Source organism: Mastigocladopsis repens PCC 10914 (genome assembly GCF_000315565.1).
Taxonomy (GTDB): Bacteria; Cyanobacteriota; Cyanobacteriia; order Cyanobacteriales; family Nostocaceae; genus Mastigocladopsis; species Mastigocladopsis repens.
The window spans coordinates 3,256,704-3,283,434 of the sequence record NZ_JH992901.1 but is presented as its reverse complement, the minus strand read 5'-3'; the positions used below and the strand labels follow the sequence as shown (position 1 = coordinate 3,283,434).

General features: G+C 43.3%; 28 protein-coding genes. 18 read left to right on the top strand and 10 right to left on the bottom strand.

Annotated features, from left to right (window positions below; translation table 11 throughout):
* Positions 1-7: 7 nt before the first annotated feature.
* From MAS10914_RS31630 to MAS10914_RS0116760, 6 genes are read right to left on the bottom strand one after another with little or no spacing between them, the layout of a single operon-like run.
* Entirely contained in the window at positions 8-661 is a 654-nt protein-coding gene (locus tag MAS10914_RS31630) for a hypothetical protein (protein WP_017317111.1), read from the bottom strand.
* On the bottom strand, positions 658-846 hold the full coding sequence (locus tag MAS10914_RS35615) for a hypothetical protein (RefSeq protein WP_017317110.1): 189 nt from the start codon (positions 844-846) through the stop codon (positions 658-660). The genes MAS10914_RS31630 and MAS10914_RS35615 overlap by 4 nt, the downstream gene beginning before the upstream one ends.
* Positions 846-3,026 carry a hypothetical protein gene (locus tag MAS10914_RS32165; RefSeq protein ID WP_017317109.1) on the bottom strand — a complete coding sequence of 727 codons (2,181 nt, stop codon included), beginning with the start codon at positions 3,024-3,026 and terminating at the stop codon, positions 846-848. The genes MAS10914_RS35615 and MAS10914_RS32165 overlap by 1 nt, the downstream gene beginning before the upstream one ends.
* Positions 3,019-3,693 (bottom strand): hypothetical protein, encoded by a 675-nt coding sequence (locus MAS10914_RS0116770; protein ID WP_156818174.1) that lies wholly within the window; start codon positions 3,691-3,693, stop codon positions 3,019-3,021. Before MAS10914_RS0116770 ends, MAS10914_RS32165 begins: the two co-directional genes overlap by 8 nt.
* Positions 3,694-3,722: 29 nt before the next feature.
* Complete coding sequence (locus MAS10914_RS32160) at positions 3,723-4,058, bottom strand: hypothetical protein (protein WP_017317107.1); 336 nt, start codon at positions 4,056-4,058, stop codon at positions 3,723-3,725.
* A complete protein-coding gene (locus tag MAS10914_RS0116760; RefSeq protein ID WP_017317106.1) occupies positions 4,058-4,390 on the bottom strand; it encodes a hypothetical protein in 333 nt (110 codons plus the stop codon). The genes MAS10914_RS32160 and MAS10914_RS0116760 overlap by 1 nt, the downstream gene beginning before the upstream one ends.
* Before the next feature lie 188 nt (positions 4,391-4,578).
* Between MAS10914_RS0116760 and MAS10914_RS0116755 the strand changes: the two genes are divergently transcribed.
* On the top strand, positions 4,579-5,175 hold the full coding sequence (locus tag MAS10914_RS0116755; protein WP_017317105.1) for a tyrosine-type recombinase/integrase: 597 nt from the start codon (positions 4,579-4,581) through the stop codon (positions 5,173-5,175).
* Positions 5,172-6,143, top strand: coding sequence for an N-acetylmuramoyl-L-alanine amidase (locus MAS10914_RS33555; RefSeq protein ID WP_017317104.1), 972 nt, complete (start codon positions 5,172-5,174; stop codon positions 6,141-6,143). Before MAS10914_RS0116755 ends, MAS10914_RS33555 begins: the two co-directional genes overlap by 4 nt.
* 178 nt (positions 6,144-6,321) lie before the next feature.
* On the opposite strand, the gene MAS10914_RS0116745 is transcribed toward MAS10914_RS33555, so the two are convergent.
* On the bottom strand, positions 6,322-6,984 hold the full coding sequence (locus MAS10914_RS0116745) for a hypothetical protein (protein WP_156818173.1): 663 nt from the start codon (positions 6,982-6,984) through the stop codon (positions 6,322-6,324).
* Positions 6,985-7,340: 356 nt separating this feature from the next.
* Here MAS10914_RS0116745 and MAS10914_RS0116740 point away from each other — a divergent pair, with 356 nt between their 5' ends.
* Genes MAS10914_RS0116740 through MAS10914_RS0116730 form a run of 3 tightly spaced genes read left to right on the top strand, consistent with a single transcriptional unit; the run spans position 7,341 to position 11,934 of the window.
* Positions 7,341-8,531 (top strand): lipase family protein, encoded by a 1,191-nt coding sequence (locus MAS10914_RS0116740; RefSeq protein WP_017317102.1) that lies wholly within the window; start codon positions 7,341-7,343, stop codon positions 8,529-8,531.
* A 5-nt stretch (positions 8,532-8,536) separates the two neighbouring features.
* Positions 8,537-9,988: a caspase family protein gene (locus tag MAS10914_RS36420; protein ID WP_033366095.1), complete on the top strand. Its 1,452-nt coding sequence runs from the start codon at positions 8,537-8,539 to the stop codon at positions 9,986-9,988.
* Complete coding sequence (locus MAS10914_RS0116730) at positions 9,982-11,934, top strand: tetratricopeptide repeat protein (protein ID WP_017317100.1); 1,953 nt, start codon at positions 9,982-9,984, stop codon at positions 11,932-11,934. Before MAS10914_RS36420 ends, MAS10914_RS0116730 begins: the two co-directional genes overlap by 7 nt.
* 24 nt (positions 11,935-11,958) lie before the next feature.
* Here MAS10914_RS0116730 and MAS10914_RS0116725 read toward each other — a convergent pair whose 3' ends face one another.
* Positions 11,959-12,366: a hypothetical protein gene (locus tag MAS10914_RS0116725; protein WP_156818172.1), complete on the bottom strand. Its 408-nt coding sequence runs from the start codon at positions 12,364-12,366 to the stop codon at positions 11,959-11,961.
* Entirely contained in the window at positions 12,363-12,518 is a 156-nt protein-coding gene (locus MAS10914_RS34310; protein WP_017317098.1) for a hypothetical protein, read from the bottom strand. Before MAS10914_RS34310 ends, MAS10914_RS0116725 begins: the two co-directional genes overlap by 4 nt.
* Before the next feature lie 120 nt (positions 12,519-12,638).
* Here MAS10914_RS34310 and MAS10914_RS35605 point away from each other — a divergent pair, with 120 nt between their 5' ends.
* The 9 genes from MAS10914_RS35605 to ylqF all read left to right on the top strand — a co-directional run bounded on the left by MAS10914_RS35605 (position 12,639) and on the right by ylqF (position 19,505).
* Positions 12,639-13,118, top strand: coding sequence for a hypothetical protein (locus tag MAS10914_RS35605; RefSeq protein WP_232224173.1), 480 nt, complete (start codon positions 12,639-12,641; stop codon positions 13,116-13,118).
* A complete protein-coding gene (locus MAS10914_RS35600; protein ID WP_332248837.1) occupies positions 13,043-13,690 on the top strand; it encodes a tyrosine-type recombinase/integrase in 648 nt (215 codons plus the stop codon). Before MAS10914_RS35605 ends, MAS10914_RS35600 begins: the two co-directional genes overlap by 76 nt.
* Positions 13,691-13,780: 90 nt before the next feature.
* On the top strand, positions 13,781-16,009 hold the full coding sequence (locus MAS10914_RS0116705; protein WP_017317095.1) for an FdhF/YdeP family oxidoreductase: 2,229 nt from the start codon (positions 13,781-13,783) through the stop codon (positions 16,007-16,009).
* A gap of 41 nt (positions 16,010-16,050) precedes the next feature.
* Positions 16,051-16,200 carry a DUF4160 domain-containing protein gene (locus tag MAS10914_RS36645; protein WP_084786372.1) on the top strand — a complete coding sequence of 50 codons (150 nt, stop codon included), beginning with the start codon at positions 16,051-16,053 and terminating at the stop codon, positions 16,198-16,200.
* A complete protein-coding gene (locus MAS10914_RS0116700) occupies positions 16,163-16,441 on the top strand; it encodes a DUF2442 domain-containing protein (RefSeq protein WP_017317094.1) in 279 nt (92 codons plus the stop codon). The genes MAS10914_RS36645 and MAS10914_RS0116700 overlap by 38 nt, the downstream gene beginning before the upstream one ends.
* Before the next feature lie 43 nt (positions 16,442-16,484).
* Positions 16,485-17,348 (top strand): formate dehydrogenase accessory sulfurtransferase FdhD, encoded by an 864-nt coding sequence (gene fdhD / locus MAS10914_RS0116695; RefSeq protein WP_017317093.1) that lies wholly within the window; start codon positions 16,485-16,487, stop codon positions 17,346-17,348.
* 5 nt (positions 17,349-17,353) lie between these two features.
* Positions 17,354-17,902 (top strand): VOC family protein, encoded by a 549-nt coding sequence (locus tag MAS10914_RS0116690; protein ID WP_017317092.1) that lies wholly within the window; start codon positions 17,354-17,356, stop codon positions 17,900-17,902.
* Positions 17,903-17,923: 21 nt separating this feature from the next.
* Positions 17,924-18,295 carry a VOC family protein gene (locus MAS10914_RS0116685; protein ID WP_017317091.1) on the top strand — a complete coding sequence of 124 codons (372 nt, stop codon included), beginning with the start codon at positions 17,924-17,926 and terminating at the stop codon, positions 18,293-18,295.
* A 328-nt stretch (positions 18,296-18,623) separates the two neighbouring features.
* On the top strand, positions 18,624-19,505 hold the full coding sequence (gene ylqF / locus MAS10914_RS0116680; protein WP_017317090.1) for a ribosome biogenesis GTPase YlqF: 882 nt from the start codon (positions 18,624-18,626) through the stop codon (positions 19,503-19,505).
* A gap of 77 nt (positions 19,506-19,582) precedes the next feature.
* On the opposite strand, the gene MAS10914_RS0116675 is transcribed toward ylqF, so the two are convergent.
* Entirely contained in the window at positions 19,583-21,046 is a 1,464-nt protein-coding gene (locus MAS10914_RS0116675) for a serine/threonine protein kinase (protein ID WP_017317089.1), read from the bottom strand.
* Positions 21,047-21,145: 99 nt separating this feature from the next.
* Between MAS10914_RS0116675 and MAS10914_RS0116670 the strand changes: the two genes are divergently transcribed.
* The 4 genes from MAS10914_RS0116670 to MAS10914_RS0116655 all read left to right on the top strand — a co-directional run bounded on the left by MAS10914_RS0116670 (position 21,146) and on the right by MAS10914_RS0116655 (position 26,703).
* Positions 21,146-21,331 (top strand): hypothetical protein, encoded by a 186-nt coding sequence (locus MAS10914_RS0116670; protein WP_017317088.1) that lies wholly within the window; start codon positions 21,146-21,148, stop codon positions 21,329-21,331.
* Positions 21,332-21,489: 158 nt separating this feature from the next.
* Positions 21,490-23,094 (top strand): adenylate/guanylate cyclase domain-containing protein, encoded by a 1,605-nt coding sequence (locus MAS10914_RS0116665; RefSeq protein ID WP_026082608.1) that lies wholly within the window; start codon positions 21,490-21,492, stop codon positions 23,092-23,094.
* A gap of 552 nt (positions 23,095-23,646) precedes the next feature.
* On the top strand, positions 23,647-25,014 hold the full coding sequence (locus tag MAS10914_RS0116660) for an NAD-dependent succinate-semialdehyde dehydrogenase (RefSeq protein ID WP_017317086.1): 1,368 nt from the start codon (positions 23,647-23,649) through the stop codon (positions 25,012-25,014).
* 45 nt (positions 25,015-25,059) lie between these two features.
* Positions 25,060-26,703 carry an acetolactate synthase large subunit gene (locus MAS10914_RS0116655; RefSeq protein ID WP_017317085.1) on the top strand — a complete coding sequence of 548 codons (1,644 nt, stop codon included), beginning with the start codon at positions 25,060-25,062 and terminating at the stop codon, positions 26,701-26,703.
* Positions 26,704-26,731 lie beyond the last annotated feature (28 nt).

Sequence of the window (26,731 nt, the reverse complement as noted above, 5' to 3'; positions counted from 1 at the left end):
ACTGTTTTTAAAAACTGACAACGTTTTCAATCGCACTTCTTAAGCGTCCGTTAAGCCCTACCAAATTAATCGGTTTCACCTGTCCTGGAACGAGCAATTGCGCGTGGGTAAATTTCACATCAGCAGTGGGGCGCTGGCGAAACTTTCTAACTATCTTCCCATAAACTCGGTGCGTTCCGGGATTGGTAGGAAACTCTTTAGTATTTTCTATAAATTGAAAATTCTTCTCATCATAAGTTTTATTTGCAACTTTTAAAACAGAGCGAGCCAGTGATTGTCCTTCACTTTTAGAAACACATAACAAACGTAAATCAAAGCCATTCTCCAAATCTAAGTAAGTACACTTATACTTACCTCGCTTCCAAATTAAAGGAGGAACTGCAAATTCATTCTTAATTTCACGAGCGTATGCAACAGCATCAGTTCTTGCTATGGTTTCAGCAGTTCTATCCATGATTCTAAAACTGATTTCCCCACGCACTTGTTCTGTACCGTCGCCGTGTTTTTCAAAGTCATAAGGTTCTTTAAAATAAAGTTTAATTTGTGGTTTAAACTTAGTTTCGCGCTGCAATTCTTGTACAGGAATTCCGTATATTGGAGTTTGCAGAGATGCTGCATGACCTACAGTTACCTCAAACAACCAGAGCCTCATTATTGTCATGGTTGCAGTGTCATGGTTGCAGTGTCATCATCCTTGATTAAACAACTGTGCTTGAGTCTAGCTTTAGGTGTGGAAATATCGTCATCCGCCTGATTTTTGAAGTAAGCGCGGACAGCTTTATTATGCTCAATTCTCACTAAATCTTGTAGATTTTCCCATTCGCTAAATCCTTCTGGGAGGGGCATTATTCATCAGCCTCCTTATCTGATTCCGCAAGAGCCACAGCCGCGCTTACTGCTTTACTCGCATCCGCTTGAGTTTTTACTGCTGTGTTTTCAGTCTGTTCTTTTGTTGGAGAATCACTCATTGATTTTTTGAATTCGTCTGTTTGCTGCTTAATTTGATTGATATTCTCAGTGACGCTTAACACTTCTGATGTAACCATTTCAAGACCGCTAGCAGCGTTTTCTAGGTTTTGTAAACGCTGCACCCAAACACTTTGAGAGTTGACTTGCTCAGGCATCCAACGATAAGCGCGTTCTCCAACAACCCCAAACTTTTTGAGGGCATTCCCGATTCTTCCAGTATTTTCTGCAATAAACTCGCTCACATTTCTCACAGAATCAACGATTGAGCGCACAGAGTTAATGATGTTAGCTCCAGCTTGATAGATGCGATTCCACTTCTTCCAAGTCGTTTTTATTCCTGTCCAGGTTTCTACTCCAAATAAACCTTTAGCAAACCCATCAATAGTATTCCCAATAATTGAGCGTGTATCTATATTTTCGCCTTCTTCATCTTTAAAAAAGATATTCCCTAAATTATCCACAACACTAAATAGCGTTTCTCCCAAAGCACTACTGAGCATATAAGCGTTGTGCATTGTGTTAACCCAAGTTGCTACAATCAAAATCCTTTCTAATTGTATCCACTTGGCGAACTTGGCGAATTTATCAAAGAATCTTTGCAGAAGATTGGAGATACCGCCATTAGGAAGCTGTGGTCCTAGCTTCGTATCAATTTTAGTTAAAAGTGCAAGTTGGGCTGCGTTCGCACCCGTGTTGACAGCATCTAAAATTCTGTTAATACCACCATTGGTGTTGTTATTAATATTTTGATTGTTGTCATTTAGCGCTTTATTCATACACCCACCTGGCGCGGTAGATCTGCACACCCCCGTATTAGCTGCTTGAACCGTTTCTTCAAAGCTTAAAGGTGTTGGTCTAGCGATTAATAAAGGAATAAAGCCAAGTTTACTATTAATATCGTCAACTGCTTTTTTAGTTTCAGCGTCCATACCATCTTTACCATCCTTACCTGGAATTCCTTGTAATCCACGTTCACCCTGGGGACCACGCTCACCGGTTCTCCCGGGGACTCCCGCAGGTCCAGGTAATCCTGGAATTCCTTGCGGCCCTGGCGTACCCGCAAGTCCCGGCGCACCCACAGGTCCCATTGGTCCAGGGATTCCTTGTAATCCTTGAATCCCTTGCAGCCCGCGTTCACCTTGTGGACCACGCTCACCATTTTTACCAGGCACACCTTGTGGACCGGGTAAGCCATTTTTACCAGGAATCCCTTGAGGTCCACGTTCACCATCTTTTCCTGGGATGCCTGGGAATCCTCTAGGACCAGGAATGGGAGCTTTTCTTAAAGCTTCGTCAGCTTTAGTGTTAGCTCGATTAGCTGTATAGGTTGTATCGTTGATTTCTTTGTCAAGAGCCGCGATTCTCCCCTCAAGCTTGGCTCTGCCTGCTCGCGTTTCATAAAGGGCATCATTAGCTTTTTGATTGGCGTTGTTAGCAGTATTTTGAGCATCTTTAGCAGCATAAGATGCGGAATTTGCTTTGTAAATTGCTGTATTAGCGGTGCTATCTGCTCTATCAGCTTTTTGAAGGGCTGAAGAAGCTTTTTTATCTGCTCTTTCAGCTGTGTTTTTTATGGGTAAAAGTAGCCCTAAAACTCTTGATAATCCATTATCAATAGAATCTACTCGTTTTTCCTGAGCATCTAACCGTCCTCCAAGGACTTTTATTAAAGCAGCCACTCCAATTAATGCAGCGATGCTAGCAGCTAAAGCTGCGATTTTGGCAAGAGCCGCCCCTGCTTTACTAGCGGCGCTACTAGCAGTTGCAGCAGCATTTGTTGCAGTGCTACTAGCTTGATATGCCCGTTCAAGTGAAGCTCTAGCTTTGTCTAAAGCTTGCCCCGATAATCTTTCAGCCTTGCCAAGCCGAACATTAAAGGGATTAATTGCTGCAAAAATCAAAGGGTTAGTAATTCCTGGGATTTGGGGGATAATCTTTGCTTCACTACGTTTAACAGCTTTATTAACAATGGCGTTTTCATCAACAGGTTTAAGCTTGGCAATTTCAGCCCGTAGCGCCGCTAATTCTGCTCGAAGTTCAGCACAGCAATCAGCCATTTAACCTCCTAATTATTGAGCGCATAGCGGCTATCTCGGATTTGATTTCATTACAAGGGATGCAGCAGTAACCGGGATAAGCTGAGGTTTCACAGCGAATATGACCGGGAGGACATTCATCATCACAGGAAATTTGATGCCCTTCGCAGGGAATGTTCATTTCCTCGAAAACAATAGTATTCTCCTTGTTTCTAATTCGTATTCCCTCTGACTGTGAATCTGCAAAAGAATTTCCGCTTGCATCCGTAATGCTTATTATTTTGGCGGCTTTAATCGTCCCATCTGAAACAAAATAAAAAATCCGATGCGCTTCTTCTCTGCAACCTTCTATAGAGGGATATCCTCTATTCTTAATTCTGATGACAGAATTGTTTTCGATAATTAAATCTGAGATGGGACTCCACAACCTATCTGAATAAACTTGCGTGCGACCACTAGAAAATAGTACTTCTACGGCAACAATTACGGCTTGGCACTCTTTTTGACTTTTTAAGCATTCTAGTGTTACTGGAGGGGAGTCAACGACGATTCTTTTATATATGCTTCCATTTTTAAATAAATTAATTGTTGCTTTATTTGCGCCTTCACAAGCCATAGATATCTTGCCTAAATTAGGATAGATTCCCGTATAACTCCATTTCGGCGGTTTGAATGAGAAGCCAGTCATTATTATTAGCAATAGCAATTTCCGATAGCTCATTGATTTGCTTCATATGATAGACAAACAAATTGATTAATGATTTTATTTGGCTCTAGTAACTTCCGCCAGTAAAAAACTCTCAAGAATGCATAGAACTCTAAATTAGAAAAGTACAAGGGTTCACCATTCTCTGTAACGATAGATTCATCATTATCTGTTGAGAATTCTCCCTCAAACGCTAACCTTGCTTTGAGTAGGATTGCTACAAATAATTGTTCAGTCCGATTGTTAACTGAAGCAGTTAAACCTTGTAAATCCGCCTTGCTGATTTTTAAAACCTGCTCATCCTGACTCGCGCCTTCACCAAATAAATTCTGTAGCGTCAAATCCATCAGTAGTCGTCGGGGTCAATTGCACTGCTGTTATCAAGTTTTTGCAAATTCACTGTGTAAGTGGTCTGGCGATAATTTTGATTATTCCGAAATACAATTGAGGGGAAGGTTCCTTCCTCAATGATTATTTGTATATCTGGGTTCGTTTCTTGAGATGTGGGATTAAGATAAGCTTGGACTTTAAGCAGTAAAGCGACAAACAATTGTTCTGCTCGGTTGTTTGCAGCAGGCGTCAAGCCTACCGCTGCTAAATCAGCCTTGGAAATGATTAATTGGGCATCAGTTTGGGATGCGCCCAGTCCGAAGACTTCGGTAAGAGTTGGTTCTGCCATAACGGATGAGTAATAGTTAATTAAATCCGTTTTATCCCGAACCTAAATCAATAGCTATAGACAAGTTTTATGTAAAACACGTATATCCCACGAAGCCATCAAAGGATTGTATTATATACACTTGAGCAAGTTTAATTAAAACATTCAACAGGCAATGTACCAGTTTTACTTATAAATAACGGTTAAAGATGTATATGCCTAAAGTTAATCGAATGGGGCAAGCATCTCTTCTGAGTGATGCTGACTATCTCAAAATCAAAAGTCATTTAATGAGTTTTCATCACAAGCTGATTTTTGATATTGCTTGGTGGACTGGTGAGCGATTGGGTGCGGTGGTGCAGTTGCCCACAAATGCTGTTTTTGATGCTAAAGGTAAGCCATTAGATTACATTACTTTCCCCGCGCGTACTCGCAAAGCTTCACCTGATGGGAAAAGGCAAACACGACAAGTTCCGACTCACCCCAACCTACGAGAAATCTTGCGCGAGTACTCGAATGCTCACAAACCAAACTTAGTTGGGTTTTTGTTTCCCAGTTCTCACGGTTCTCATCTTCAGTTTCAAGCTGCCTCGCGCGCACTCAGGCGTGCTGTTGCTAAAGCTGGACTGGTTTCTAACGGTATCTCGACTCACAGCTTCCGCCGGACGCTAATCACCAAACTCTCCCGCCGGGGAATCGCAACCGCAACAATCAAGAAAATCACTGGACATCAAGATGTACACGCTTTGATGAAATACATCGAAGTTTCCGACGACCAAATTAAGGAGGCGATCGCCACTTTATGAAATATGGGATTGATTGTGGGCATAACTGCGCCCCCGACACTGGCGCGGTGGGGCTGAAATCGGAGGATAAGCTGACTTTAGCCGTCGGGACACTAGTCAAAACCAAGCTGCAAGCTTTGGGGCATGAGGTGGTTAGCTGCAACCCAAAATCAACGACATCGGTGAGCAATTCTCTGGCACAACGATGCCGGATAGCTAACCAAGCGAATGTGGACTTCTACGTGAGCATTCATTTCAACGCTTTTAATGGTAAGGCTCACGGGAGTGAGGTTTTTGCAATGAGTGAGGCTGGGCGAAAGGTTGCTTTGGCGGTACTAGGAGAGATTTGTCAATTAGGATTTTTCAACCGTGGGGTGAAAGATGGTAGTCATTTATATGTGGTGAAAAATACCAACGCCCCAGCAATTTTGATTGAGTGCTGCTTTATTGATTGTCAACAGGACATGAATCGCTTTGATGTTGAGGCGATGGCAAATGCTATAGTCCTAGGTCTGACGGGTAAGTTACCCAGTGCTGGCTCAACAAGTAAAGACTCGGTTGAACCGGACAAGTGGCAGCTTTTTGTTAAGACGCTCAAAACCACGAGCATCTCAACTCCCGATTTGAAGGTCGCCCAACTAGCACAGGCAATTCTGGAATCGGGACGGGGGACATCAAATCTGTTTTTACTGCATAACAATCCTTATGGTTTGAAGTGGCGACCTGAAATGAGGTCAATTGCCAGCCCCGTAGATTATCACGCTCATGACGGGCAAGAGGAATACTGCAAATTTGCTACTCTTGAAAACGCTGTCAAGGGTTACTGGGTCTTTATTAATCGTTCACCGTATGTTGGGTGGAGTCAGTACAGCCAAAACCCCGAAGCTTATTTGAAATTCATAGTTAATGCTGGTTATTGCCCGGATGGCGGCTATGTTAACAAAGTTCTGGCAGTGCTACCAGAAGCTATGAAGTTGCTAACAAACTGATGAAGTAGAAAAACAAATTTGGAATAGTTGTTTTGATAGGAAACCACTCTCCAACTAAAACAGCTATGAAAATGGATTCTGAATTCCGGGCTGCTTTTTATCAGCTATTCATTGATTAAAGTTTTATAAAATTATGAGTATTTTTATTTAAATAATATGTTGGAGCTTATGTTGTTTTTTATTTTTGACTACTTGTAGAATGAGAAATCTCTGCAATATAGTTTTGAAACTCATCACTATTCATTAAATTATGGAAGCCGTCATAAGCGTCCTTTTCTTGTGACAAATTGTAAGGAGAAGATCTTGTAAAGATGACAAAAGATCCTTCCAGAAATCTTGTTATTACTCGTGCGTTTTCTGGTAAAGGTTTTTCTTCATTGTTGGAATCAACATAACCATAGTATCCATAATCCCATACTGCACGTTCTACGTAATCACCTGGGGTGAGTTCTGTAAGTTCTTCCCGTTTCAATTTGTTATTTTCATAAATTCCTATTGGGCTTAATTTTTTTGTCTCTAATCTAAAGTAAGACCATTCATGATTATTGAATGATTGAAATATTAAATGACTCGGCTTTAAAATACAAGGAATGCCCCCATCTGATAATATTTCAATACATTCATCTTCAATAGATGTTCTTGCCTCTATTATGTCAATTCCTCCACCCCCTGGTAAAAAAACATGAGAAGCACTTTCAATAGAACCAATCATATTAAGGATTGATATAATTGCAGTCTTATCTTTCCATACGCAAGTACTGGGAATCGAAATAGGAAATAGTTGTTTCAGCATAGATTCCCATTTAAGTAGATTTTCTAATAGGTATGTATCGTTAGTCATTCACTTAATCAACTTAATGAAATAGCTTGTTAGTTTATTCTTACAATTTTTCTTACTCTTTCAAAAATAAAATTAAGTTAGGATTTGCACCATTTGTAGCATGTCAATTAATTTTTATACGTAAAAAAAATTGGCATGCTTGAGCAAAAATTCTTATTTCCAAAGAGATACAGCTAGTAGTTAGTGTTGTTTGGGCTAAGTAATAACTATGCTCAAACCTTATTCATTATACATTTTATAAAAACATACTCACAAAATAGCTACTTTGTAAGTTACAATTGGCATCATTAACTGCAACTGATTATTTTTGACATAAAAAGCAGATATTTAATCACTTACTTTATGCTTAAAAGGCAATGACGACCGTAATATTTGTACATGGTACAGGAGTACGGAAGCGCGAATACGAGGAAACTTTTAAAACAATTGAGAAAAAGATTCACGCACAACGTCCCGATGTTAAGGTAGAACGCTGCCTTTGGGGTGACGAATTAGGAACGAGCTTACGTGCTAATGGCGCATCTGTTCCAAGGTATGAGGAAACTCTGGCACTTGATCAGGAAGAGGAAGACAAAGAAATTCTTCTGTGGAAGCAATTGTACCGTGACTCATTGTATGAATTGCGGCTGCTGTCACTAAAAACGGACGAAGAGAGAAACGATAACCCTTTTGCAGAAACTCCAGCAGATGAATTGCGGGAGCGTGTTTACAGTCTTACCCCTGAGGGTGAACTGGAAGCCAAATTAGCAGAGGCGGGAATTGCAGAGGTATTTGATGACGCGCGAGAGGTAGTGATACGCTCCGACGCTTATAATGAAGCATTGCAAAATGTGTCGGAAAAATCTTTAGGTGAATATAGCAATGCGATCGCGAGGGCGATAGTCGCTCAAGCAATGCTAATTTGCGAACAGCAAGAAAGATATCCGCCCATACTTACTAATACAGAATCACGAGATAAGATAGCGGAATTACTCAGTTTGGCTTTGGCTGATGCCGAGTTGGGGTTGGGGGGCTGGGTGTTAGGAAAAATTGCTGAATTAGCATTACCTATAGGAACAAACTATGTAGAAGGGAAACGCGGGGCTGTTACCAATAAATTTTCGCCTATGCCTTGCGATATCTTGCTGTATCAGGCACGAGGTGAGAAAATTCGCGATTTTATTAGGCAAACAATAGAACAAGCAGAACCACCAGTCGTTTTACTTGCTCACAGCTTGGGTGGTATTGCCTGTGTCGATTTATTGGTAGAACAGCATTTTCCGCAAGTGGTCCATTTGGTGACAGTTGGCTCCCAAGCACCATTTATGTATGAGATTAACGCTCTTTGCAGTTTAGAATTTGGGCAACCGCTGCCGGGTAACTTTCCGGAATGGTTAAATATCTACGATTTACGAGATTTTCTGAGCTACAAAGCAAGTAAAATCTTTCCTAAAGTAAAAGTAAAGGATGAGGAAGTAATTAGCAAACAACCATTTCCGCGATCGCACAGTGCATATTGGGAAAATGACAGAACTTGGGAATGTATTATGGAAATTATCCCAAGGTAGCTGCGATGACGGAATTAACCGCCGAACCAAAGCAAACTTACGGGTTAATTGTAGGTATTGAAAAATACCACGAATCAACTTGGAATGTCAAAGGCGGGGGACCGATCAACGATGCCCTTAAGTTCGCTAAGTGGCTGTGTCAAAAGCAGGGCGTGCCTCAAGGAAATATTTGGTTGTGTTTGTCTCCACTAGAGGAAAATCAGGAACAGGTGGAGCAATGTGGATTACCAGTAGCAGAACCTACGTTGCAAACTCTTGATAATATCATTAATAATTTTCTTCTGCGAAAGTCAGGAGATTTGCTCTATATTTTTTGGGCGGGGCATGGTCTGATAACATCAGAGCGAGAGCGCAGATTACTTTGCGCTGATGCAACATATCAGAACTGGCAGAATTTAGATTTAAATTCGCTGCTGCATTTGTTGAGTTCAGATTTCTTTGAAATTCGTAATCATATTTGTATCATTGATGCTTGTGCCAATTGTTATTTAGATATTCCAAAAAGACCAACTCAATTAGGTGGGAAAACATTTAATAGCGGTAAGCCAAGGGAAGATAGTCAACAATTTGTCTTGCTTGCGGCTAGAGATGGAGAAAAAGCCAAAGTCAGTTCTGAGAAAACGGGATACTTTTCCCAAGCAGTGCGAGAAGCGTTAGAACAAGCACCTGCTGAGATTTTTCCGCCAAATATGAAAATTGTTGCAGAACAAGTCAAGCAGCGATTGGCAAGGTTAGATAAAAGACAGCTTCCGACGTACTGGTATTACCGCAGTTGGGATGGGGATAAAGAAGAACAGCATCTCAACCCTTTTGAGATACCGCACAATATTCCTCAAAGCAATGCCAGTAAATTTGTTGGTAGAGAGGAACAGCTTGAACAGCTACATCAGCTATTGCAGGACAATGATATTGTGGCAATTACCGATGTGACTGGCGAGGGAGGGGTGGGTAAAACAGAATTAGCAATTCGTTACTTATGGGAGAATTTGGAAAATTACAGCGGTGGGTGCTGTTGGTTGAACGTTAAAGCAGCTGACATAGGAACGCAGTTGACGGAGTTTGGCATAGTCAATTTCTCTAACTTCAATCCTTCAGGATTAAGCCTTGACGGTCAAATTCAGTATTGCTGGAGAAACTGGCAATCAGGCAATGTATTATTGGTTTTTGATAATGTCACAGACTGGGCGGAGGTTAAGCGTTATCTGCCACCAAAAGGTTCTCGGTTTAAGGTGTTAATCACCACTCGCCAACGGGTAGGTTCACCATATCCCGTACTTCCACTAGGTGAATTATCACCAGATGCAGCGTTAGAGTTATTAGCAAAGTTATTGGGACAAGAACGAGTTGAATGGGAGTTAGATAAAGCAAAAATACTCTGTGAACATGTGGGTTATATACCCCTTGGACTGTACCAAATTGCAGCTATTTGCCGAAAGCCAGGGAAGGTGCCATGCTAGCAGACATCCTCGCGCAGTTACAACAAAAGCAAGCATCAGAAGGCGAGTCAGGTGTAACAGCAGCCTTTGAACTCAACTGGGAATGTTTAGAACCCCAGGAGCAAAAGTTAGCTGGTTTGTTAACTTTATTTGCTTTAGCTCCTATTTCTTGGTCTTTGGTAGAATCAGCGGCGAGTGCTAGCAATTTGGATTTTGACATCAAAGCTAGCTGCACTATCTTAATTCAACGATACCTGCTACAGCATATAGCAGAAGACACTTATCAAATTCATGAACGAATTCGGGAATTGTTGCGCGTCAAACTAGAAAATTTAGCACAAGCAGATGAACTCAAGCGCGGCTTTTGTGAAGCAATGGTAGCAGTAGCGCGGGATATTCCCCAAACACCCACTCAGGTAGAAATAGCTAAAGCTAGCCTTGCCATTCCTCACCTTGCCGAAGCTGCTACAGTTTATCAAGATTGGTTAAGCGATGAGGATTTAATTTGGGTTTTTGTTGGTTTAGCTAGATTTTACGAAGGGCAAGGAGCTTACGAGCAAGCTTTACCTTGGTATGAACAAAGTTTATCAATTGCTAAAAAGCGCTTGGGAGAGGAACATCCCTCTGTCGCCACCAGCCTGAACAACCTGGCATTACTCTACGATTCCCAAGGAAGGTACTCACAAGCCGAACCGTTGTTACAGCAAGCCTTGCAAATGATAAGACAGCTGCTGGGAGAGGAACATCCCTCTGTCGCCACCAGCCTGAACAACCTGGCATTACTCTACGATTCCCAAGGAAGGTACTCACAAGCCGAACCCTTGTATCAGCAAGCCTTGCAAATGAAAAGACAGCTGCTGGGAGAGGAACATCCCTCTGTCGCCACCAGCCTGAACAACCTGGCAGGACTCTACAAATCCCAAGGAAGGTACTCACAAGCCGAACCCTTGTATCAGCAAGCTTTGCAAATGAGAAGACAGCTGCTGGGAGAGGAACATCCAAATGTCGCCACCAGCCTGAACAACCTGGCATTACTCTACGAATCCCAAGGAAGGTACTCAGAAGCCGAACCCTTGTATCAGCAAGCCTTGCAAATGATAAGACAGCTGCTGGGAGAGGAACATCCCTCTGTCGCCACCAGCTTGAACAACCTGGCAGGACTCTACAAATCCCAAGGAAGGTACTCAGAAGCGGAACCGTTGTATCAGCAAGCTTTGCAAATGAGAAGACAGCTGCTGGGAGAGGAACATCCCGATGTCGCCACCAGCCTGAACAACCTGGCATTACTCTACTTTTCCCAAGGAAGGTACTCAGAAGCCGAACCCTTGTATCAGCAAGCCTTGCAAATGATAAGACGGCTGCTGGGAGAGGAACATCCAAATGTCGCCACCAGCCTGAACAACCTGGCAGCACTCTACGAATCCCAAGGAAGGTACTCACAAGCGGAACCGTTGTATCAGCAAGCCTTGGAAATGAAAAGACAGCTGCTGGGAGAGGAACATCCGGATGTCGCCACCAGCCTGAACGACCTGGCAGGACTCTACGAATCCCAAGGAAGGTACTCAGAAGCGGAACCGTTGTATCAGCAAGCCTTGCAAATGACAAGACAGCTGCTGGGAGAGGAACATCCCTCTGTCGCCACCAGCCTGAACAACCTGGCATTACTCTACGAATCCCAAGGAAGGTACTCAGAAGCGGAACCGTTGTATCAGCAAGCCTTGGAAATGACAAGACGGCTGCTGGGAGAGGAACATCCCTCTGTCGCCACCAGCCTCAACAACCTGGCAGGACTCTATCGTTCCCAAGGAAAGTACTCAGAAGCGGAACCGTTGTATCAGCAAGCCTTGGAAATTTGTGAACGACAGTTAGGCGTAAATCATCCTTATACAGTTACCTGCCGTAAAAATTTTAACAGTCTTCGCTCAGCTATGACCTCCATAGATAGTTATGAAGCTGTTGACCAGTAAAAAAAGTGAAATCACCTTACCCTCTTAGCAATTCCCCAAATCCTGCTGCACCTCAAATTCATCATCACCAGCCACCCGCAAGCGAGAACCTGTAGCTGACTCAAAAACGTACCATGTATTAGCAGGTGGATTGGGTAAACTGACTAGCTTGCACCCCATAACCCAGATGTACCCGTCTGCACCAAGCTGCTTAACCCGATAGTTCTGCTTGAAGATCACCTCATTCTGCCAACGAGTAATTTCTTTAGTTGCTATAGCTTCCGCTTCCCTCCTATTGGTTGGGTGTGCTTCCTGAGTGCTTGTAGTGCCATCAGCGAAGGTGTAATCAATCTGCACCCGCAAATATTTCTTATATGGCTTGATCAAAGAAACCATCGCCCTAGAGATTCCCAACATCCCCTGCATCGTCACCGTAAATGGTTGGTTCCTCAATGGATCACCTCACCCACAGGTGATCCATCCACAGGTGTGCTTACAGGTGATCCTTGAGCATCACCCCTCGGATCACCCTGGGGAAAATTGCTCAACGCCTTATCTGGTAGAGTTTTTAGCTCTGTTTGTTCATATGGTATCTTTTGGGACATGATCTTAGGCAGATCACCCTGAAGATCACCCCTAGGATCACCCTCTAAAGCTTTATCTACTATAGTGTTTGGCTGTAGGTGTTCTGGTGGAGTGCTTGCACAAAGAAAAATCGTAAAATTGTGCGAATGCGTCGTGATGCGATTGTAAATGACATTGCCCTAGAGCGATTCGACCACACCCTTAAAAGTTATCAATTCAAGGCGACTCGCCAAGTTAACTCCGCAGAGGTTATACCCGAACCAAAAGTTAAAAAATATTCATTTGACTTACAAGAACTTTGGGACAGGTTCACAGAATTCCAATCTACTCAAATTGAAAAAACAACCATCTTGACAAAATATCGCGCGATCGCCAATTACATTGACCGCCTGTCGATACGATCATTAGAAGATGCACCCAAAATCCGAGACTTGATTCTAAAAACTTCAACTCATTACATGGCATGGGAAAAATTAGAGTGTTTTAACCGTTGCTGTGACTGGGCATTTAAATCGGATTTAATTCCTGACAACCCCTTTTTTAAATTAAGAATCAAAAAGCAAAAAAAAAATCTACTGATGATGACCTTCGAGCGTTCACCCTCGAACAACGAGATTTAATCATTAAAGCCTTTGAAGAGCACCGATTATTTTTTTGCTATTCACCCCTAATAAAATTTCTATTCTGGACTGGCGCTCGACCAGGAGAAGCCTTTGCTTTGACCTGGGGAGATATTAGCAATGACTGTTGTCGCATAACCATCAATAAATCTTGCAATGGACATCGAATCAAGAAGGGAACTAAGAACGGTAAAAAGCGAGTTTTCCCATGTCAGAAAGGTTCTAAACTTCAAGCTCTGCTTCTAGATATTCGTCCTACTTCATGTAATCCAACCGACTTAATTTTTCTTAGTAAAACAGGGCGACCATTAAACAGCAGCATAATGTTCAGTTGTTGGAATGAATGGAAGTCAAAAAACATTAAATATCCTGGCGTAGTGAAATCTCTGGCGAATGCCGGGGATGTATCCTATCTCAAACCCTATGCTATGCGCCACACCTTTGCGACATGGGCAATTAGTAGCGGTGTTAGCCCGGACAAAGTGGCGTTGTGGATTGGCGACACTGTGGAGACAGTTTTAACCTACTACTGCCATCCCGAAATAGTTAGCGCTGAGTGTCCAGACTTCTAATTTTGCTACTGATTTACTCCTGATTTGCTACTCCCAACTTTTTCCGGAGATTAGTCTTACAATGATGACTAGTTCTTGCCAAAAATCGCTATGTTGCCTAAACCGAAAAGATTTTGGACACCTGCAAACTGGGCAAGTTGGAAGCCGTTTGGGATAGGAGAGCAGTACCCCAATAACTACTGGGAAGTTTTTCGTGCCTTCTGGCTATCCCGTGCTAAATTGCCCTATGCATGGAATATCCTTAACAAGGGTGTTTGTGATGGTTGCGCTTTGGGGACAACCGGGATGAAAGATTGGACAGTGGAGGGAATCCATGTGTGCAATGTCCGGTTGCGACTTTTGCAAATGAATACAATGCCTGCCTTTGACCCTGCAATCTTGGGGGATGTCTCGCAGTTGCATGCCGTATCAAGTGCAGAATTACGGAACTTTGGACGGCTTCCTTACCCCATGATCCGTCAACGTGGAGAAAAAGGCTTTCGCCGAGTCAACTGGGATGAGGCAATGGAAGTCATTGCCAGTCGCATCCGCGCCACTACGCCAGACCGCCTGAGTTTTTACATAACCAGCCGAGGTACCGTCAACGAGACATACTACGCCGCTCAAAAAGCTGTGCGGGCAATGGGAACAAATAACATTGACAACGCCGCTCGTATCTGTCATTCTCCTAGTACGGCTGGTCTTAAGGGTGCTCTCGGTGCAGCTGCGACCACCTGCTCTTACAAAGATTGGATTGGCACAGATTTATTAGTCTTCATTGGTTCAAATGTAGCAAACAACCAACCTGTCACCGTCAAGTATCTGCACTACGCTAAGAAAGCAGGTACAAAGATAGTTGTGATTAACACCTACCGTGAGCCAGGGATGGAGCGATACTGGGTTCCCTCAATTCCAGAAAGTGCCTTGTTTGGTACCAAGTTTGCTGAAGATTTCTTTTTGGTGAACATGGGCGGAGACATGGGATTTTTAAATGGGACAATCAAGCATATGATTGCCAATGGTTGGGTAGACCAGTCATTTATTAACGGCTACACCAGTGAATTTGATGAACTCAAAGCGTTTCTTGAAACTCAATCTTGGGAAGAGTTAGAGCGGCTTTCGGGATCTGACCGAGATCAAATGTATGCCTTTGCCAAAATGGTTGGAGAAGCACAAAAGGCTGTGTTTGTCTGGAGTATGGGCATTACACAGCATGAATTTGGCGAAGACAATGTGCGAGCTATCATCAACCTAGCTCTCACCAAAGGTTTTGTCGGTCGCGAAGGTTGCGGCTTGATGCCAATTCGTGGTCACTCAGGTGTGCAGGGTGGTGCAGAGATGGGATGTTACGCGACAGTCTTTCCTGGTGGTAAGCCCATGACCCCCGAAAATTCTGCCCAGTTGAGCAAGCTTTGGGGTTTTGAAGTGCCGACTAGTAAGGGTTTAATTGCTCCCGAAATGATTCATGCAGCCTATGAGGGGCAGTTGAATGTCTTGTTCTCTGTGGGAGGGAATTTCTTAGAAGTTTTGCCGGAACCTGATTACGTAGAAGATGCTCTCAAGCGGGTTCCAATGCGAGTGCATATGGATATTGTTCTCTCCAGCCAAATGCTTGTGGAACCCGCAGAAACTGTAGTCCTGTTACCTGCGACAACTCGCTACGAAATACCAGGGGGAGTGACAGAAACCAGCACCGAACGCCGGGTCATTTTTAGTCCAGAAATTCCGGGTTCCCGTATTGGGGAGGCGCGTCCAGAGTGGGAAGTGTTCATGGAATTGGCAAGACGCGTTGTAGAGACGCGCCATGGCGCGTCTCTACATTTCGCAGATACCGCAGCGATACGTCAAGAGATTGCCCAAGTGGTTCCTCAATACGCTGGAATTCAACATCTGAAGGAAGTAGGAGACCAGTTTCAGTATGGTGGATCTCATCTATGCTTTGGCTGGAATTTCCCCACACCGGATGGGAAAGCTCACTTTGCAGTGTTGTCTCCTCCCCAGAAGGAATTACCAGAAGGCTATTTCTTGGTAGCAACCCGCCGGGGTAAGCAGTTTAATAGTATGGTACAAGAACGCAAGGATGCTATTACTGGTGCAGTGCGAGAAGCGGTGTTGATGAATGAGGGGGATGCCAAGCACTTGGGACTTAAAAATGGCGATACAGTCATTCTCAAGAATGAGTTGGGGGAGTACAAGGGACGAGTTTACATAGCACCTATTCAGTCAAGAAACTTACAGGTACATTGGCCCGAGGGGAATGTGTTACTTGATAAAAGTAAGCGATCGCGTGAAGGAGTTCCTGATTATAACGCAGTGGTGTGCTTGGAAAAGGTTAATTAGATTTCTGGCAAAAATACAGTTGAGGGTTATTTGAACCGCAGATGGACGCGGATAATTTAAGCTTGGCTAATAACATTGGTTTTAGTTCCAAGGAACTACGAAAATTGCAATTGCTGGTGCAGAAAAATCAGGAAAAACTATTGGAGGCTTGGTATGGGTATTTTGGCGATTCGAGCGGACGAGAGAGTTAAGGATGTTCATTTCACTGAAGACACAATCAGCGTTGATCTGATGGATGGGCGAACAATTACTGTACCCTTGGTTTGGTATCCACGACTACTCAACGCCACCCCTGAAGAACGAGCGAATTGGAGAGTATCTGGCGGAGGTTACGGCATACACTGGGAGGAAATTGATGAAGATCTCAGTACAGAAGGAATGTTACGTGGCGCACCTGCTCCTAGACCAAAAACTAAGGGGAATGAGGTCTAATATCGTGTAAAGTTACATACTTTTCATTAATAACTCATGACCAATGATTAAACGTCCTGGAAGCAAGACCAAAGCCTCTGTTTGGGTGGTAGAAAAAGGTCAGGTACGTCCTCGACAAGACCAACTGACGACAGAGGAACCCCTAGAAATTCGCCTGATGTCTCCGCGCCGCACGGTGGCTGTGACTATGCGAACACCAGGGGCAGATTTTGAACTAACTGCTGGTTTTCTCTACAGTGAAGGGGTTATTCGTTGTAAAGAAGATATTCAACGCATGAGTTACTGCGTGGATGATTCTGTGGATGGTGAGCAACGCTACAACATTGTGAATGTTGCCCTGCGCGAGGGTTTGAATCCGGATTTACAGCCTTTGGAAAGACACTTTTATACAAGTAGTGCCTGTGGAGTTTGTGGTAAGGCAAGTCTTGAAGCTTTGCGTTTTCGGGGTTGTCCAGCTATTCTTGCAGAACCGATTGTGAGTGCAGAGATTATCTATAATCTACCAGATCAGCTTCGAGCTGCTCAAGGTATATTTAATTCTACAGGAAGTCTGCATGCTGCGGCTTTGTTTGATCCCCAAGGACAACTGCTGAACTTGCATGAGGATGTAGGGCGTCATAACGCTTTGGATAAATTAATCGGTTCAGCTTTGCTCAGTGAGCAGTTACCCTTAAGTCACCATATCGTTATGGTAAGCGGACGCTCTAGCTTTGAAATTTTGCAAAAGTGTACAACGGCTGGTGTTCCCATTGTTTGTTCTGTTTCCGCCCCTAGCAGTTTGGCAGTGTCTGTAGCTCAGGAATTTGGGATTACCTTAATTGGATTTTTGCGCGGGGAAAGGTTCAATGTCTACACTGGTATAGAGAGAATAAATATTAGTCAAAAAGTCAGTTTTACAAACAGGTGATAGCAATGAACGAGTTTCAAATACAAGGAATAAATCATATTGCCTTAGTGTGTAAGGACATGGCACGCACTGTGGATTTTTACACCAACACGCTGGGTATGAAGTTAATTAAAACCATCGCCTTACCAGATGGAGGACAGCACTTTTTCTTTGATATTGGCAATGGAGAGGCGTTAGCTTTTTTCTGGTTTCCACAAGGGCCAGAAGCTGCACCTGGTATTGCATCCGTTAGTCCTGATGCGTGGCAAACTGGTAATATCACTACTGCTCATGCTTCGTTAAACCATTTGTCGTTCAATGTTCCGTTGGAAAAAATTCAGGAGTATAGAGAAAAACTCATTGCCAAAGGCATCCAAGTGACACCTATTTTACATCACTCTGATGTTCCTTCTGGTTATGTTCCTGAAGTTGACGAAAATACATTTCTTTCCTCTGTTTATTTCTTCGACCCTGATGGCATTCTGCTAGAGTTTGCAGCTAACTTGCGCGAGTTGGGTGACCCAGAAAGGGATATTCAACACAAACCTGCAACAGCAGTGAGTAGAACAGAATAAAAGCTTTACTTCATCTTTGAGATGACTTTTCAATATACTAATGCATTTGTGACTCTAGCAACTTTTCATATAGAAAAACTAGTTGATTTCTATACCCAATTTCTGGGTATAGATCCAGCTATCTATATCCCAAATGTTTATGCTGAGTTTCAATTTCCTAGTTTAAAATTAGGTATTTTTAAGCCTAAACAAACTCATTTTTCTGAATTTGAAAACTCTAATAAAAGTAAAATGAGTTTCTGTTTAGAAGTAAATGATTTAGAAAGTGCGATCGCTCACCTGACCACTTTAGGCTATCCGCCACCAGGAGAAATTATCACTGCTTCTCATGGTAAAGAAATATACGCTTATGATCCAGATGATAACCGGATAATTTTACATCAATCAAATTAAAGTTCATAGGCGCTATTGTCTGGCTAAAGTTCTACAATAAGCCTCTGGCAAAACTCAAGAAGAATGAAAATGAAACCACAGATTAACACAGATGCACACAGATGATTTATCTGTGTTAATCTGTGTTAATCTGTGGTTTTAAATATTATTATGTGACTTTTGTAAGAAATCTAGTGTTAAAAAGGCTCTGTAACCTCGTAATTGTCAGTGGTGGGATGACAATTTGCTAGCAGAATCCACAGATTTCATTTCTCATTAGTTCACTACGCAACATTATATAGTCCTGAGTCAATTTGACAAAGGACAAAGGACAAAGGACAAAGAACAAATGTCAATAACTCAAAACTATAAACTAAATATCATCCAATGGTATCCAGGACACATCGCTAAAGCTGAAAAAAACTTAAAAGAACAACTCAAGCTTGTCGATGTTGTCCTGGAAGTACGCGATGCCCGCATTCCCTTGGCAACACATCATCCTAAAATAAGCGAGTGGGTGGGAAGCAAAACGCGGGTGCTGGTACTCAATCGATTAGATATGATTTTGCCCCAAGTCCGGCAAGTGTGGACAGAGTGGTTCAAGAGCCATGGGGAAGTGCCTTATTTTACCAACGCCCAGCAAGGTCAAGGGGTAACTGCGATATCGAAAGCGACGCAAGCAGCTGGGGTGGCAATTAATGAACGCCGAAAAAGTCGCGGGATGTTACCACGTCCAGTTCGTGCAGTGGTGATTGGCTTTCCCAATGTTGGCAAATCAGCCCTGATCAACCGTCTATTAGGACGCCGAGTGGTGGAAAGTGCAGCGCGTCCTGGGGTGACTCGTCAATTACGTTGGGTGCGAATTTCTGAGGAATTGGAATTGCTGGATGCTCCTGGTGTCATCCCTGCTAAGTTGGAAGATCAACAAGCAGCTTTGAAGTTAGCTATGTGTGACGATATTGGTGAAGCATCTTACGATAATCAAATGGTAGCAGCGGCATTAGTAGATATACTGAAAAATATCCAGGCTAATGCCCCTAATTTGTTACCAGAACATCCTTTGCGATCGCGTTACAAACTCGACTCTACTTCCCTGAGTGGAGAAGCATACTTGTTCGCGTTGGCAGAGTATCGTTACAAGGGCGATGTAGAAAAAACTGCACGTACACTACTAACAGATTTTCGCAAGGGATTGCTCGGTGAAATTCCTCTAGAAATACCAGCACAATGAAAGGAGATAAGGAAGTAGAGGGAGTGGGGGAGAACAATTTTCGACTGTTGAGTATTGACGGTTGAGTTTTAAATTGTTTACCTCGTGGGGCAAGTATTTTTTGTCCGACTCCCCCAAATCCAACCCTCTTCGGGAGCGCTAATTTCTAGCCAGCCGCCTTCTTTTTTTCCAGTCACTGTCACCTTAGTACCAGCTTTAATAACTTTTCCAGTTCTCCTATGGCTAGTAGAACGTAGATTTGATGATCGCGTCACAACAACACAATTGTTTTGTTCTTGTATTGCTTCAGTTGTATTTTTGTCTGTTGTTTCTTTAGTTGTGTCTTGAATTTTATTATTTTCTGCTGTCAGACGAGAGGGCTGCTGCGATGGAGGACTTGCAGAAATTATGCTAAACACAACTAAAACAAGACCGCCGCCTGCAGCAATGAGTAATGGCAATTTGCGACGATATTGATTAAGAAAACCAAGGCGTGTGGGAGAACTGTTTGGTGAGATGGGTGAATTAACAGGAGAAATTTTCACCGTACTCTGTGAAGGGGATGGAGACTGTTGTGTTGTCTCAGGAGCAGTTGTGTTATCTGGCGGAATGTAGCAAGGCTTTGCCAGTTTCTGGAGCGATTGTACCATTTTATTTGCCGACACATAACCTTCTCGCAAATAGTTGCGTACCACATAGCTGACGGCAGCAGCTGCTGCTGTTGGTGTATTGGGATGAGTGATTGAGGTGAGTGCTTCTAGCGCTTCGTCTGCGAAGTGAAAGCGATATTTATAGTACTGACGTACCATTTTAGTGATGATCGCCGCCAAGGGATCGCTGACTTGGGCATATTGCCGCCAGATAATCTCCCCGGTTGTCGGGTCTTCTGCTAACTGCTTGGGACTCAAGCCAGTCAGACCTTGGATTGCAATCATGCCAAGTGCATAGATATCACTGTTGGGGCGAGGTCTACCTTGTGCTTGCTCACTCGACATGTAACCTGGCGTCCCAATGGAAATTGTCTCGTTTTTGATCTGCTGTTCTGGACTCATCAGCGAGTACATCTTCACCTGTTTGACAGCGCCAAAATCAACCAGAACCAGCTTGTTATCGCTATGGCGACGGATAATATTTTGTGGCTTGAGGTCGCGATGGATAACATCATTATTGTGGATAAAGTCTAGGATAGGCAAAATTTCATACAGGAGTTGAATGACTTGGCTTTCGTCCCAACGAGTTCCCGGTGACATCTCCAAGGAAAGCTGATGTCCGTCGATAAACTCCTGTACCAAGAAAAATTCTTCGTTTTCCTCAAAGTAAGCTAATAGCCTGGGAATTTGGTCATGATTGCCCAGCTTTTCCAAGGCTTCGGCTTCCCTACGAAACAAGCGTCTAGCTGTTTGTAAAAAGTCTGGGTCGTTAGTGGCAGGTTTGAGATGCTTGACGACGCAAGTGGGGTTGCCAGGACGACGAGTATCTTGCGCGATGTAAGTATGACCAAATCCGCCTTTACCCAATAGTTCAACCACCTGGTAACGCTGGTCTAGTAAGGAGCCGATCATTGTATAGCTTTTCCTCAGGTGAAATGTTAAGGACAATAGACTTTTTCAAAAAAAAGGTAGTTTTTCCCGGATCGCTACAGAAATAATTGCTGAATTATTATGTACAACAATCAGGTGATGGCAGCTACCCATGGCAACGTAAAAATCGCAACAAACAAAACGACTTCACATTTAGATCATATCGGCAGAATTCGTCTACTTGCACCCTCGCTAGTAGCGGCAACAGTAGTGCTCATGGTTAATCCAGAAGTTTCACTAACCATGCTGCTCACTGCTCAAGTCTAGCGTCGTCAATGTTTCTTCCGTATGTGTATCTAGCTAGAATGTTATTTTTTCGCAGTTGTCGGAATGTTATAGAGAGTGCCATAAAGAAAGGATGAAGGGTTAATCCTGGTTTAGCAATGCTGGTACTCCCTGCGTCCAGAATCGATTTATATGAAGTCATGACTCAACTGAAACTGCGCCTACAAGAGGGAAATTCCGAAAGAACGGTGACGGTGCATCAAGATGTTTTTACTATCGGTCGTTTGCCGCAATGTGACTTATACTTGCCTTCTGGCGGAGTTTCGCGTTACCATGCCCGCCTTGTGAAAACTCCTTCTGGTGTGTGGACTGTTGAGGATTTGGGTAGTAAAAACGGAACTCAATTGAACGAACGCTTGATAACTTCTCCCCAAGAGTTGCAAAACGGCGATGTTGTTTGGCTAGGGGATATGTGTGTGGTTGTAACGTTGACTCCTGTTGAAGCACCCACGTTGAAGCAGGAAGTCCCTTATCAGGGAAGAACAATTCTTCGCAACGTTAAACAGTTACAACAGCAATGGATTTTAGGTGATAACATCGATGGTGATATCGGAACCAAAGACAAAACTATTGCCCGTCTGAAAGACTTAGTAGACATAGCCAAGAATCTCTCCGCTGCAGCCTCAATAGAGGAGATTTTCTCTCAAGTCCAAGAAGTCGTTTTTCGCTACCTCGATAGTATTGACCGTTTGGCATTATTAATTGATGTCAGTGGCTGTGGCAAGCTAGAGTTAGTAAGCGCAGCTACAAGAAATATTTGTCATCAAGAAGATTTACCAGCTGATGGTAGTTGGATTAGCCGTAGTATCTGCCAAAAGGTCTTTGAGGAAAAAGTTGCTATTCAAACTGCTGATGCCCAAAATGATGAAAGGTTTGCTGGGGAAAACAGTCTTTTGGTGAAAGGCATTCGTAGCGCGATGGCGGTTCCTTTGTGGGATGAGAATAAGGTTGTTGGTGTTCTCTACGCTGATGCTCATCTTTCGTCCTACCATTGGGCAGAAAAAGGAGAGGAAGAACTCAGGTTTTTTTCAGCTTTAGCAAACCTTGTGGCTTCTAGTGTACAACGTTGGCTACTAGCCGAGAAACTCAGAAGCCAAGAAGTGATTCGCCAAAGACTCGAACGCTATCATTCACCAGCAGTTGTACAGCAGTTGATAGCTCTTGGTGCATTACCCAATGGACGTTTACCCCCACAAGAAAGTGAAATCAGTATTTTATTTGCCGATTTGGTAGGCTTTACTGCAATTTCAGAAAGCTTGACACCAACTCGAATTGCTGAACTACTTAACAATTTATTTGAAGAGATGCTGCAAGAGGTGTTTGCGTGCGCTGGCACTTTAGATAAGTATATTGGCGATTGCATTATGGCATTTTTTGGCGCTCCCGAACCACAACCGGATCATGCCGATCGCGCTGTCACTGCTGCCAAAGGTATGTTAACTCGTCTAGAAAATCTCAATGCCAAGAATTTTTGGACCGAACCACTGCAATTACGAATAGCTATTAACAGTGGTAAGGCTGTCGTTGGAGATGTCGGTAGTTCCCAAAGGGTTGACTATACCGCATTAGGAGCCACTATTAATTTAGCTGCGCGTATGGAAGCAGTTTGTCCTCCTGGTGAATGTATTGTCAGTGAAGCCACTTATAAATTGCTGTCACAACCCTCATGCTTCCTAGAAAAGGGAGATTATCGTTTCAAAGGTATTAATCGATTAGTCAAGGTTTATCAGACAAAGATGCCGTGAGGATAGGGGCTGGTCAACGAGACAAGAGTGGGGGAGAGGGCACGAATTCCTACATCTGAACACAACTTGGTATCATCTGTGTGTATCTGTGTTAATCTGTGGTTTATTTTCATTACTCTTGACTTGTGCAAAAGGTTTTCTCTTTAAAATCCCAAATTTCCGGTGGACTCACCGACCCTTCAAGTAAAAGCTTCCTTGTATAAAACACAGAAAACAGGCTTCTAGATATGGCAAGTAGATAATATATGGTAACTTTGACCTAATCCCAGAATTAAAATCGAAAAAAGATATTAAATTGTAAAATTTATTTTTAATTGCAGTGGTACATCCTGCTAAAATCAACCAGAGTCAGTGAAATGCACACTTTCTTAGTGGATATTGTAAGCATAAATACATAGATTTTATGTATAGTTTGTTTCAATTTTAATTGCGAAATTTTAATATAAGTAAAGTTAGCATTTTTTGAAAGACTACAATAAAGTAGCTTCCGTAATAGGTGTCTATTACATATGGATGCTACCTCATGTAATATTTTAACGGGGAGGTCAGGGTATGGCGATCGCCACTATTAATCCTGCAACTGGGGAGTTGCTGAAAACTTTTGAGCCATTAAACGATGCAGAAATCGCTCAGAAAATAGATTTGGCACAACAGGCTTTTGAAAAGTACCACAAAACGAGTTTTCAACAGCGTTCTGTTTGGATGCACAAAGCTGCTGACATTTTAGAGCAAGAAAAAGCAGAATTTGCCAAGATCATGACGCTGGAAATGGGCAAGCCCTTCAAAGCGGCGATCGCGGAGGTGGAAAAATGTGCCCTCGTCTGTCGCTACTACGCTGAACACGCTGCCGAATTCCTGGCTGATGTGAGCGTAAAAACCGATGCTAGCCATAGTTTTGTAAAATACCAACCATTAGGTATAATTCTCGCCGTGATGCCGTGGAATTTTCCCTTTTGGCAAGTGTTCCGCTTTGTCGCACCAGCCTTGATGGCAGGAAATGTAGGATTACTCAAACACGCTTCCAATGTACCGCAGTGTGCTTTGGCAATAGAAGAAATTATACATAAAGCAGGTTTCCCAACAGGTGTATTTCAAACTTTGTTGATAGGTGCTAGCAAAGTTGCTGACTTAATGGCTGACGACCGAGTTAAAGCAGCGACGTTGACAGGAAGCGAACCAGCCGGGGCAAGTTTAGCCGCAGCATCGGGAAAACAAATTAAAAAAACAGTCCTGGAATTGGGAGGAAGCGACCCGTTTATTGTTTTAGAAAGTGCAGACTTAGAGGCAGCAGTTGCCACCGCAACAACAGCGAGAATGTTGAATAACGGGCAATCATGTATTGCAGCGAAACGCTTCATCGTCCTTGAGACAATAGCAGACAAGTTTGAAAAGCTACTACTAGAGAAATTCCATGCGCTAAAAATTGGCGACCCGATGCAAGCCGATACTGACTTAGGACCACTGGCAACTCCTGATATTCTTAAAGACTTAGACCAGCAACTGCAAGCTGGTGTCAAGAGTGGGGCAAGAGTTCTGACGGGTGGACATCCTTTATCAGACCGTCCTGGTAACTTTTATCCTCCAACGATTCTTACAGATATTTCCCCAGACAACCCAGTGGCGCAGGAAGAGTTTTTTGGTCCGGTGGCGATGTTATTCCGTGTCCCAGATATTGACGCAGCGATAAAAATCGCAAATGCTACACCATTTGGTTTAGGGGCAAGTGCTTGGACAACAAACGCCGAAGAACGCGATCGCCTTATTGAGGAAATCGAAGCAGGTTCGGTATTTATCAACGGTATGGTAAAGTCCGACCCCCGCTTGCCCTTTGGTGGGATCAAGCGTTCTGGATATGGCAGGGAATTGAGTATCCAAGGTATACATGAGTTCGTCAATGTTAAAACTGTGTGGGTGAAATAACAAGCCACACCAGGTGCTATCAACCCAGAGGAATAAAGAGGAGTTATGAATACAGCTGAACTATTGGTACAATGCTTGGAAAATGAAGGGGTGCAATACGTTTTTGGACTCCCTGGGGAAGAAAACCTGCATGTTTTAGAGGCGCTGAAACATTCTTCAATTCAATTTATTACCACCCGTCACGAACAGGGTGCTGCTTTCATGGCAGATGTCTACGGACGTTTGACAGGAAAAGCCGGCGTTTGCCTTTCGACTCTTGGTCCTGGGGCAACAAACTTGATGACTGGAGTAGCCGATGCTAACCTTGACGGTGCGCCTTTGGTGGCGATTACCGGGCAGGTGGGAACAGATAGAATGCACATTGAATCCCATCAATATTTAGATTTGGTGGCAATGTTTGCCCCGGTGACAAAGTGGAATAAACAAATTGTTCGACCCAGTATTACACCAGAACTTGTGCGGAAAGCCTTTAAGCGGGCGCAAAGTGAAAAACCGGGCGCAGTTCACATCGATTTGCCAGAAAATATTGCCGCCATGCCCGCAGAAGGCAATCCCTTACGTAAGGACAACATCGAAAAAACCTTCGCTTCTTTTGCCAGTATCAGGGCAGCAGCAGCAGCAATTTCCCAAGCAGTGAACCCGATCATTTTAGTTGGCAATGGGGCTATTCGTGACCAAGCAAGTGATGCTGTCACACAATTTGCCAACCAAATGAATATTCCCGTTGCCAACACTTTCATGGGCAAAGGCGTGATTCCTTACACTCATTCCTTGGCTTTGTGGTCAGTGGGATTGCAACAGCGAGATTTCATTACCTGTGGCTTTGATAACACAGATTTAGTCATTGCCATTGGTTATGATTTGATTGAGTTTTCCCCGAAAAAATGGAATCCTGATGGCAAAATTCCCATTGTTCATATTGGAGTCACTCCTGCGGAAATTGATAGTAGTTATATTCCTAACGTTGAAGTTGTCGGAGATATTACTGATTCCCTCTCTGAAATCTTAAAATTTGCAGATCGCGAGGGTAAGCCTAATCCCTACGCTATCAACTTAAGGACAAATATCCGTGCCGACTACGAAGAGTATGCCAATGATGACGGGTTTCCGATTAAGCCACAAAAGTTAATTTATGACTTGCGGCAAGTGATGGGACCAGAAGATATCGTCATCTCTGATGTTGGCGCACATAAAATGTGGATTGCCCGTCATTATCACTGCCATAGCCCGAATACTTGCATCATTTCCAATGGCTTTGCAGCAATGGGTATTGCCATTCCTGGTGCCGTCGCCGCAAAACTTGTGCATCCTAACCGTAAAGTTGTTGCTGCAACCGGCGATGGTGGCTTTATGATGAATTGCCAGGAATTAGAAACGGCTTTGCGCGTTGGTACGCCTTTTGTCACCCTTATTTTCAATGATGGTGGCTACGGCTTAGTTGAGTGGAAGCAAGAAAATTACTTTGGCAAAGGTAGGTCATCTTTTGTGCATTTTAGCAACCCTGATTTTGTCAAATTTGCCGAAAGTATGGGTCTAAAAGGCTACCGCGTCCAATCTGCTACTGATTTGGTTCCCATCCTCAAAGAAGCTTTGGCACAGGATGTTCCAGCAGTGATAGATTGTCCTGTTGATTATCGGGAGAATATTCGCTTTTCGCAAAAAGCCGGCGCGTTGAATTGTGCGATGTAGGGAGGTTTTCCTCACGCCAAGACGCAAA

Bases quoted from the DNA above. Each gene is read 5' to 3' on its own strand.
- MAS10914_RS31630 (WP_017317111.1), bottom strand. From the start codon at position 661: ATGACAATAATGAGGCTCTGGTTGTTTGAGGTAACTGTAGGTCATGCA.
- MAS10914_RS35615 (WP_017317110.1), bottom strand. From the start codon at position 846: ATGCCCCTCCCAGAAGGATTTAGCGAATGGGAAAATCTACAAGATTTA.
- MAS10914_RS32165 (WP_017317109.1), bottom strand. From the start codon at position 3,026: ATGGCTGATTGCTGTGCTGAACTTCGAGCAGAATTAGCGGCGCTACGG.
- MAS10914_RS0116770 (WP_156818174.1), bottom strand. From the start codon at position 3,693: ATGACTGGCTTCTCATTCAAACCGCCGAAATGGAGTTATACGGGAATC.
- MAS10914_RS32160 (WP_017317107.1), bottom strand. From the start codon at position 4,058: ATGGATTTGACGCTACAGAATTTATTTGGTGAAGGCGCGAGTCAGGAT.
- MAS10914_RS0116760 (WP_017317106.1), bottom strand. From the start codon at position 4,390: ATGGCAGAACCAACTCTTACCGAAGTCTTCGGACTGGGCGCATCCCAA.
- MAS10914_RS0116755 (WP_017317105.1), top strand. From the start codon at position 4,579: ATGTATATGCCTAAAGTTAATCGAATGGGGCAAGCATCTCTTCTGAGT.
- MAS10914_RS33555 (WP_017317104.1), top strand. From the start codon at position 5,172: ATGAAATATGGGATTGATTGTGGGCATAACTGCGCCCCCGACACTGGC.
- MAS10914_RS0116745 (WP_156818173.1), bottom strand. From the start codon at position 6,984: ATGACTAACGATACATACCTATTAGAAAATCTACTTAAATGGGAATCT.
- MAS10914_RS0116740 (WP_017317102.1), top strand. From the start codon at position 7,341: ATGACGACCGTAATATTTGTACATGGTACAGGAGTACGGAAGCGCGAA.
- MAS10914_RS36420 (WP_033366095.1), top strand. From the start codon at position 8,537: ATGACGGAATTAACCGCCGAACCAAAGCAAACTTACGGGTTAATTGTA.
- MAS10914_RS0116730 (WP_017317100.1), top strand. From the start codon at position 9,982: ATGCTAGCAGACATCCTCGCGCAGTTACAACAAAAGCAAGCATCAGAA.
- MAS10914_RS34310 (WP_017317098.1), bottom strand. From the start codon at position 12,518: ATGTCCCAAAAGATACCATATGAACAAACAGAGCTAAAAACTCTACCA.
- MAS10914_RS0116705 (WP_017317095.1), top strand. From the start codon at position 13,781: ATGTTGCCTAAACCGAAAAGATTTTGGACACCTGCAAACTGGGCAAGT.
- MAS10914_RS36645 (WP_084786372.1), top strand. From the start codon at position 16,051: ATGGACGCGGATAATTTAAGCTTGGCTAATAACATTGGTTTTAGTTCC.
- MAS10914_RS0116700 (WP_017317094.1), top strand. From the start codon at position 16,163: ATGGGTATTTTGGCGATTCGAGCGGACGAGAGAGTTAAGGATGTTCAT.
- fdhD (WP_017317093.1), top strand. From the start codon at position 16,485: ATGATTAAACGTCCTGGAAGCAAGACCAAAGCCTCTGTTTGGGTGGTA.
- MAS10914_RS0116690 (WP_017317092.1), top strand. From the start codon at position 17,354: ATGAACGAGTTTCAAATACAAGGAATAAATCATATTGCCTTAGTGTGT.
- MAS10914_RS0116685 (WP_017317091.1), top strand. From the start codon at position 17,924: ATGACTTTTCAATATACTAATGCATTTGTGACTCTAGCAACTTTTCAT.
- ylqF (WP_017317090.1), top strand. From the start codon at position 18,624: ATGTCAATAACTCAAAACTATAAACTAAATATCATCCAATGGTATCCA.
- MAS10914_RS0116675 (WP_017317089.1), bottom strand. From the start codon at position 21,046: ATGATCGGCTCCTTACTAGACCAGCGTTACCAGGTGGTTGAACTATTG.
- MAS10914_RS0116670 (WP_017317088.1), top strand. From the start codon at position 21,146: ATGTACAACAATCAGGTGATGGCAGCTACCCATGGCAACGTAAAAATC.
- MAS10914_RS0116665 (WP_026082608.1), top strand. From the start codon at position 21,490: ATGACTCAACTGAAACTGCGCCTACAAGAGGGAAATTCCGAAAGAACG.
- MAS10914_RS0116660 (WP_017317086.1), top strand. From the start codon at position 23,647: ATGGCGATCGCCACTATTAATCCTGCAACTGGGGAGTTGCTGAAAACT.
- MAS10914_RS0116655 (WP_017317085.1), top strand. From the start codon at position 25,060: ATGAATACAGCTGAACTATTGGTACAATGCTTGGAAAATGAAGGGGTG.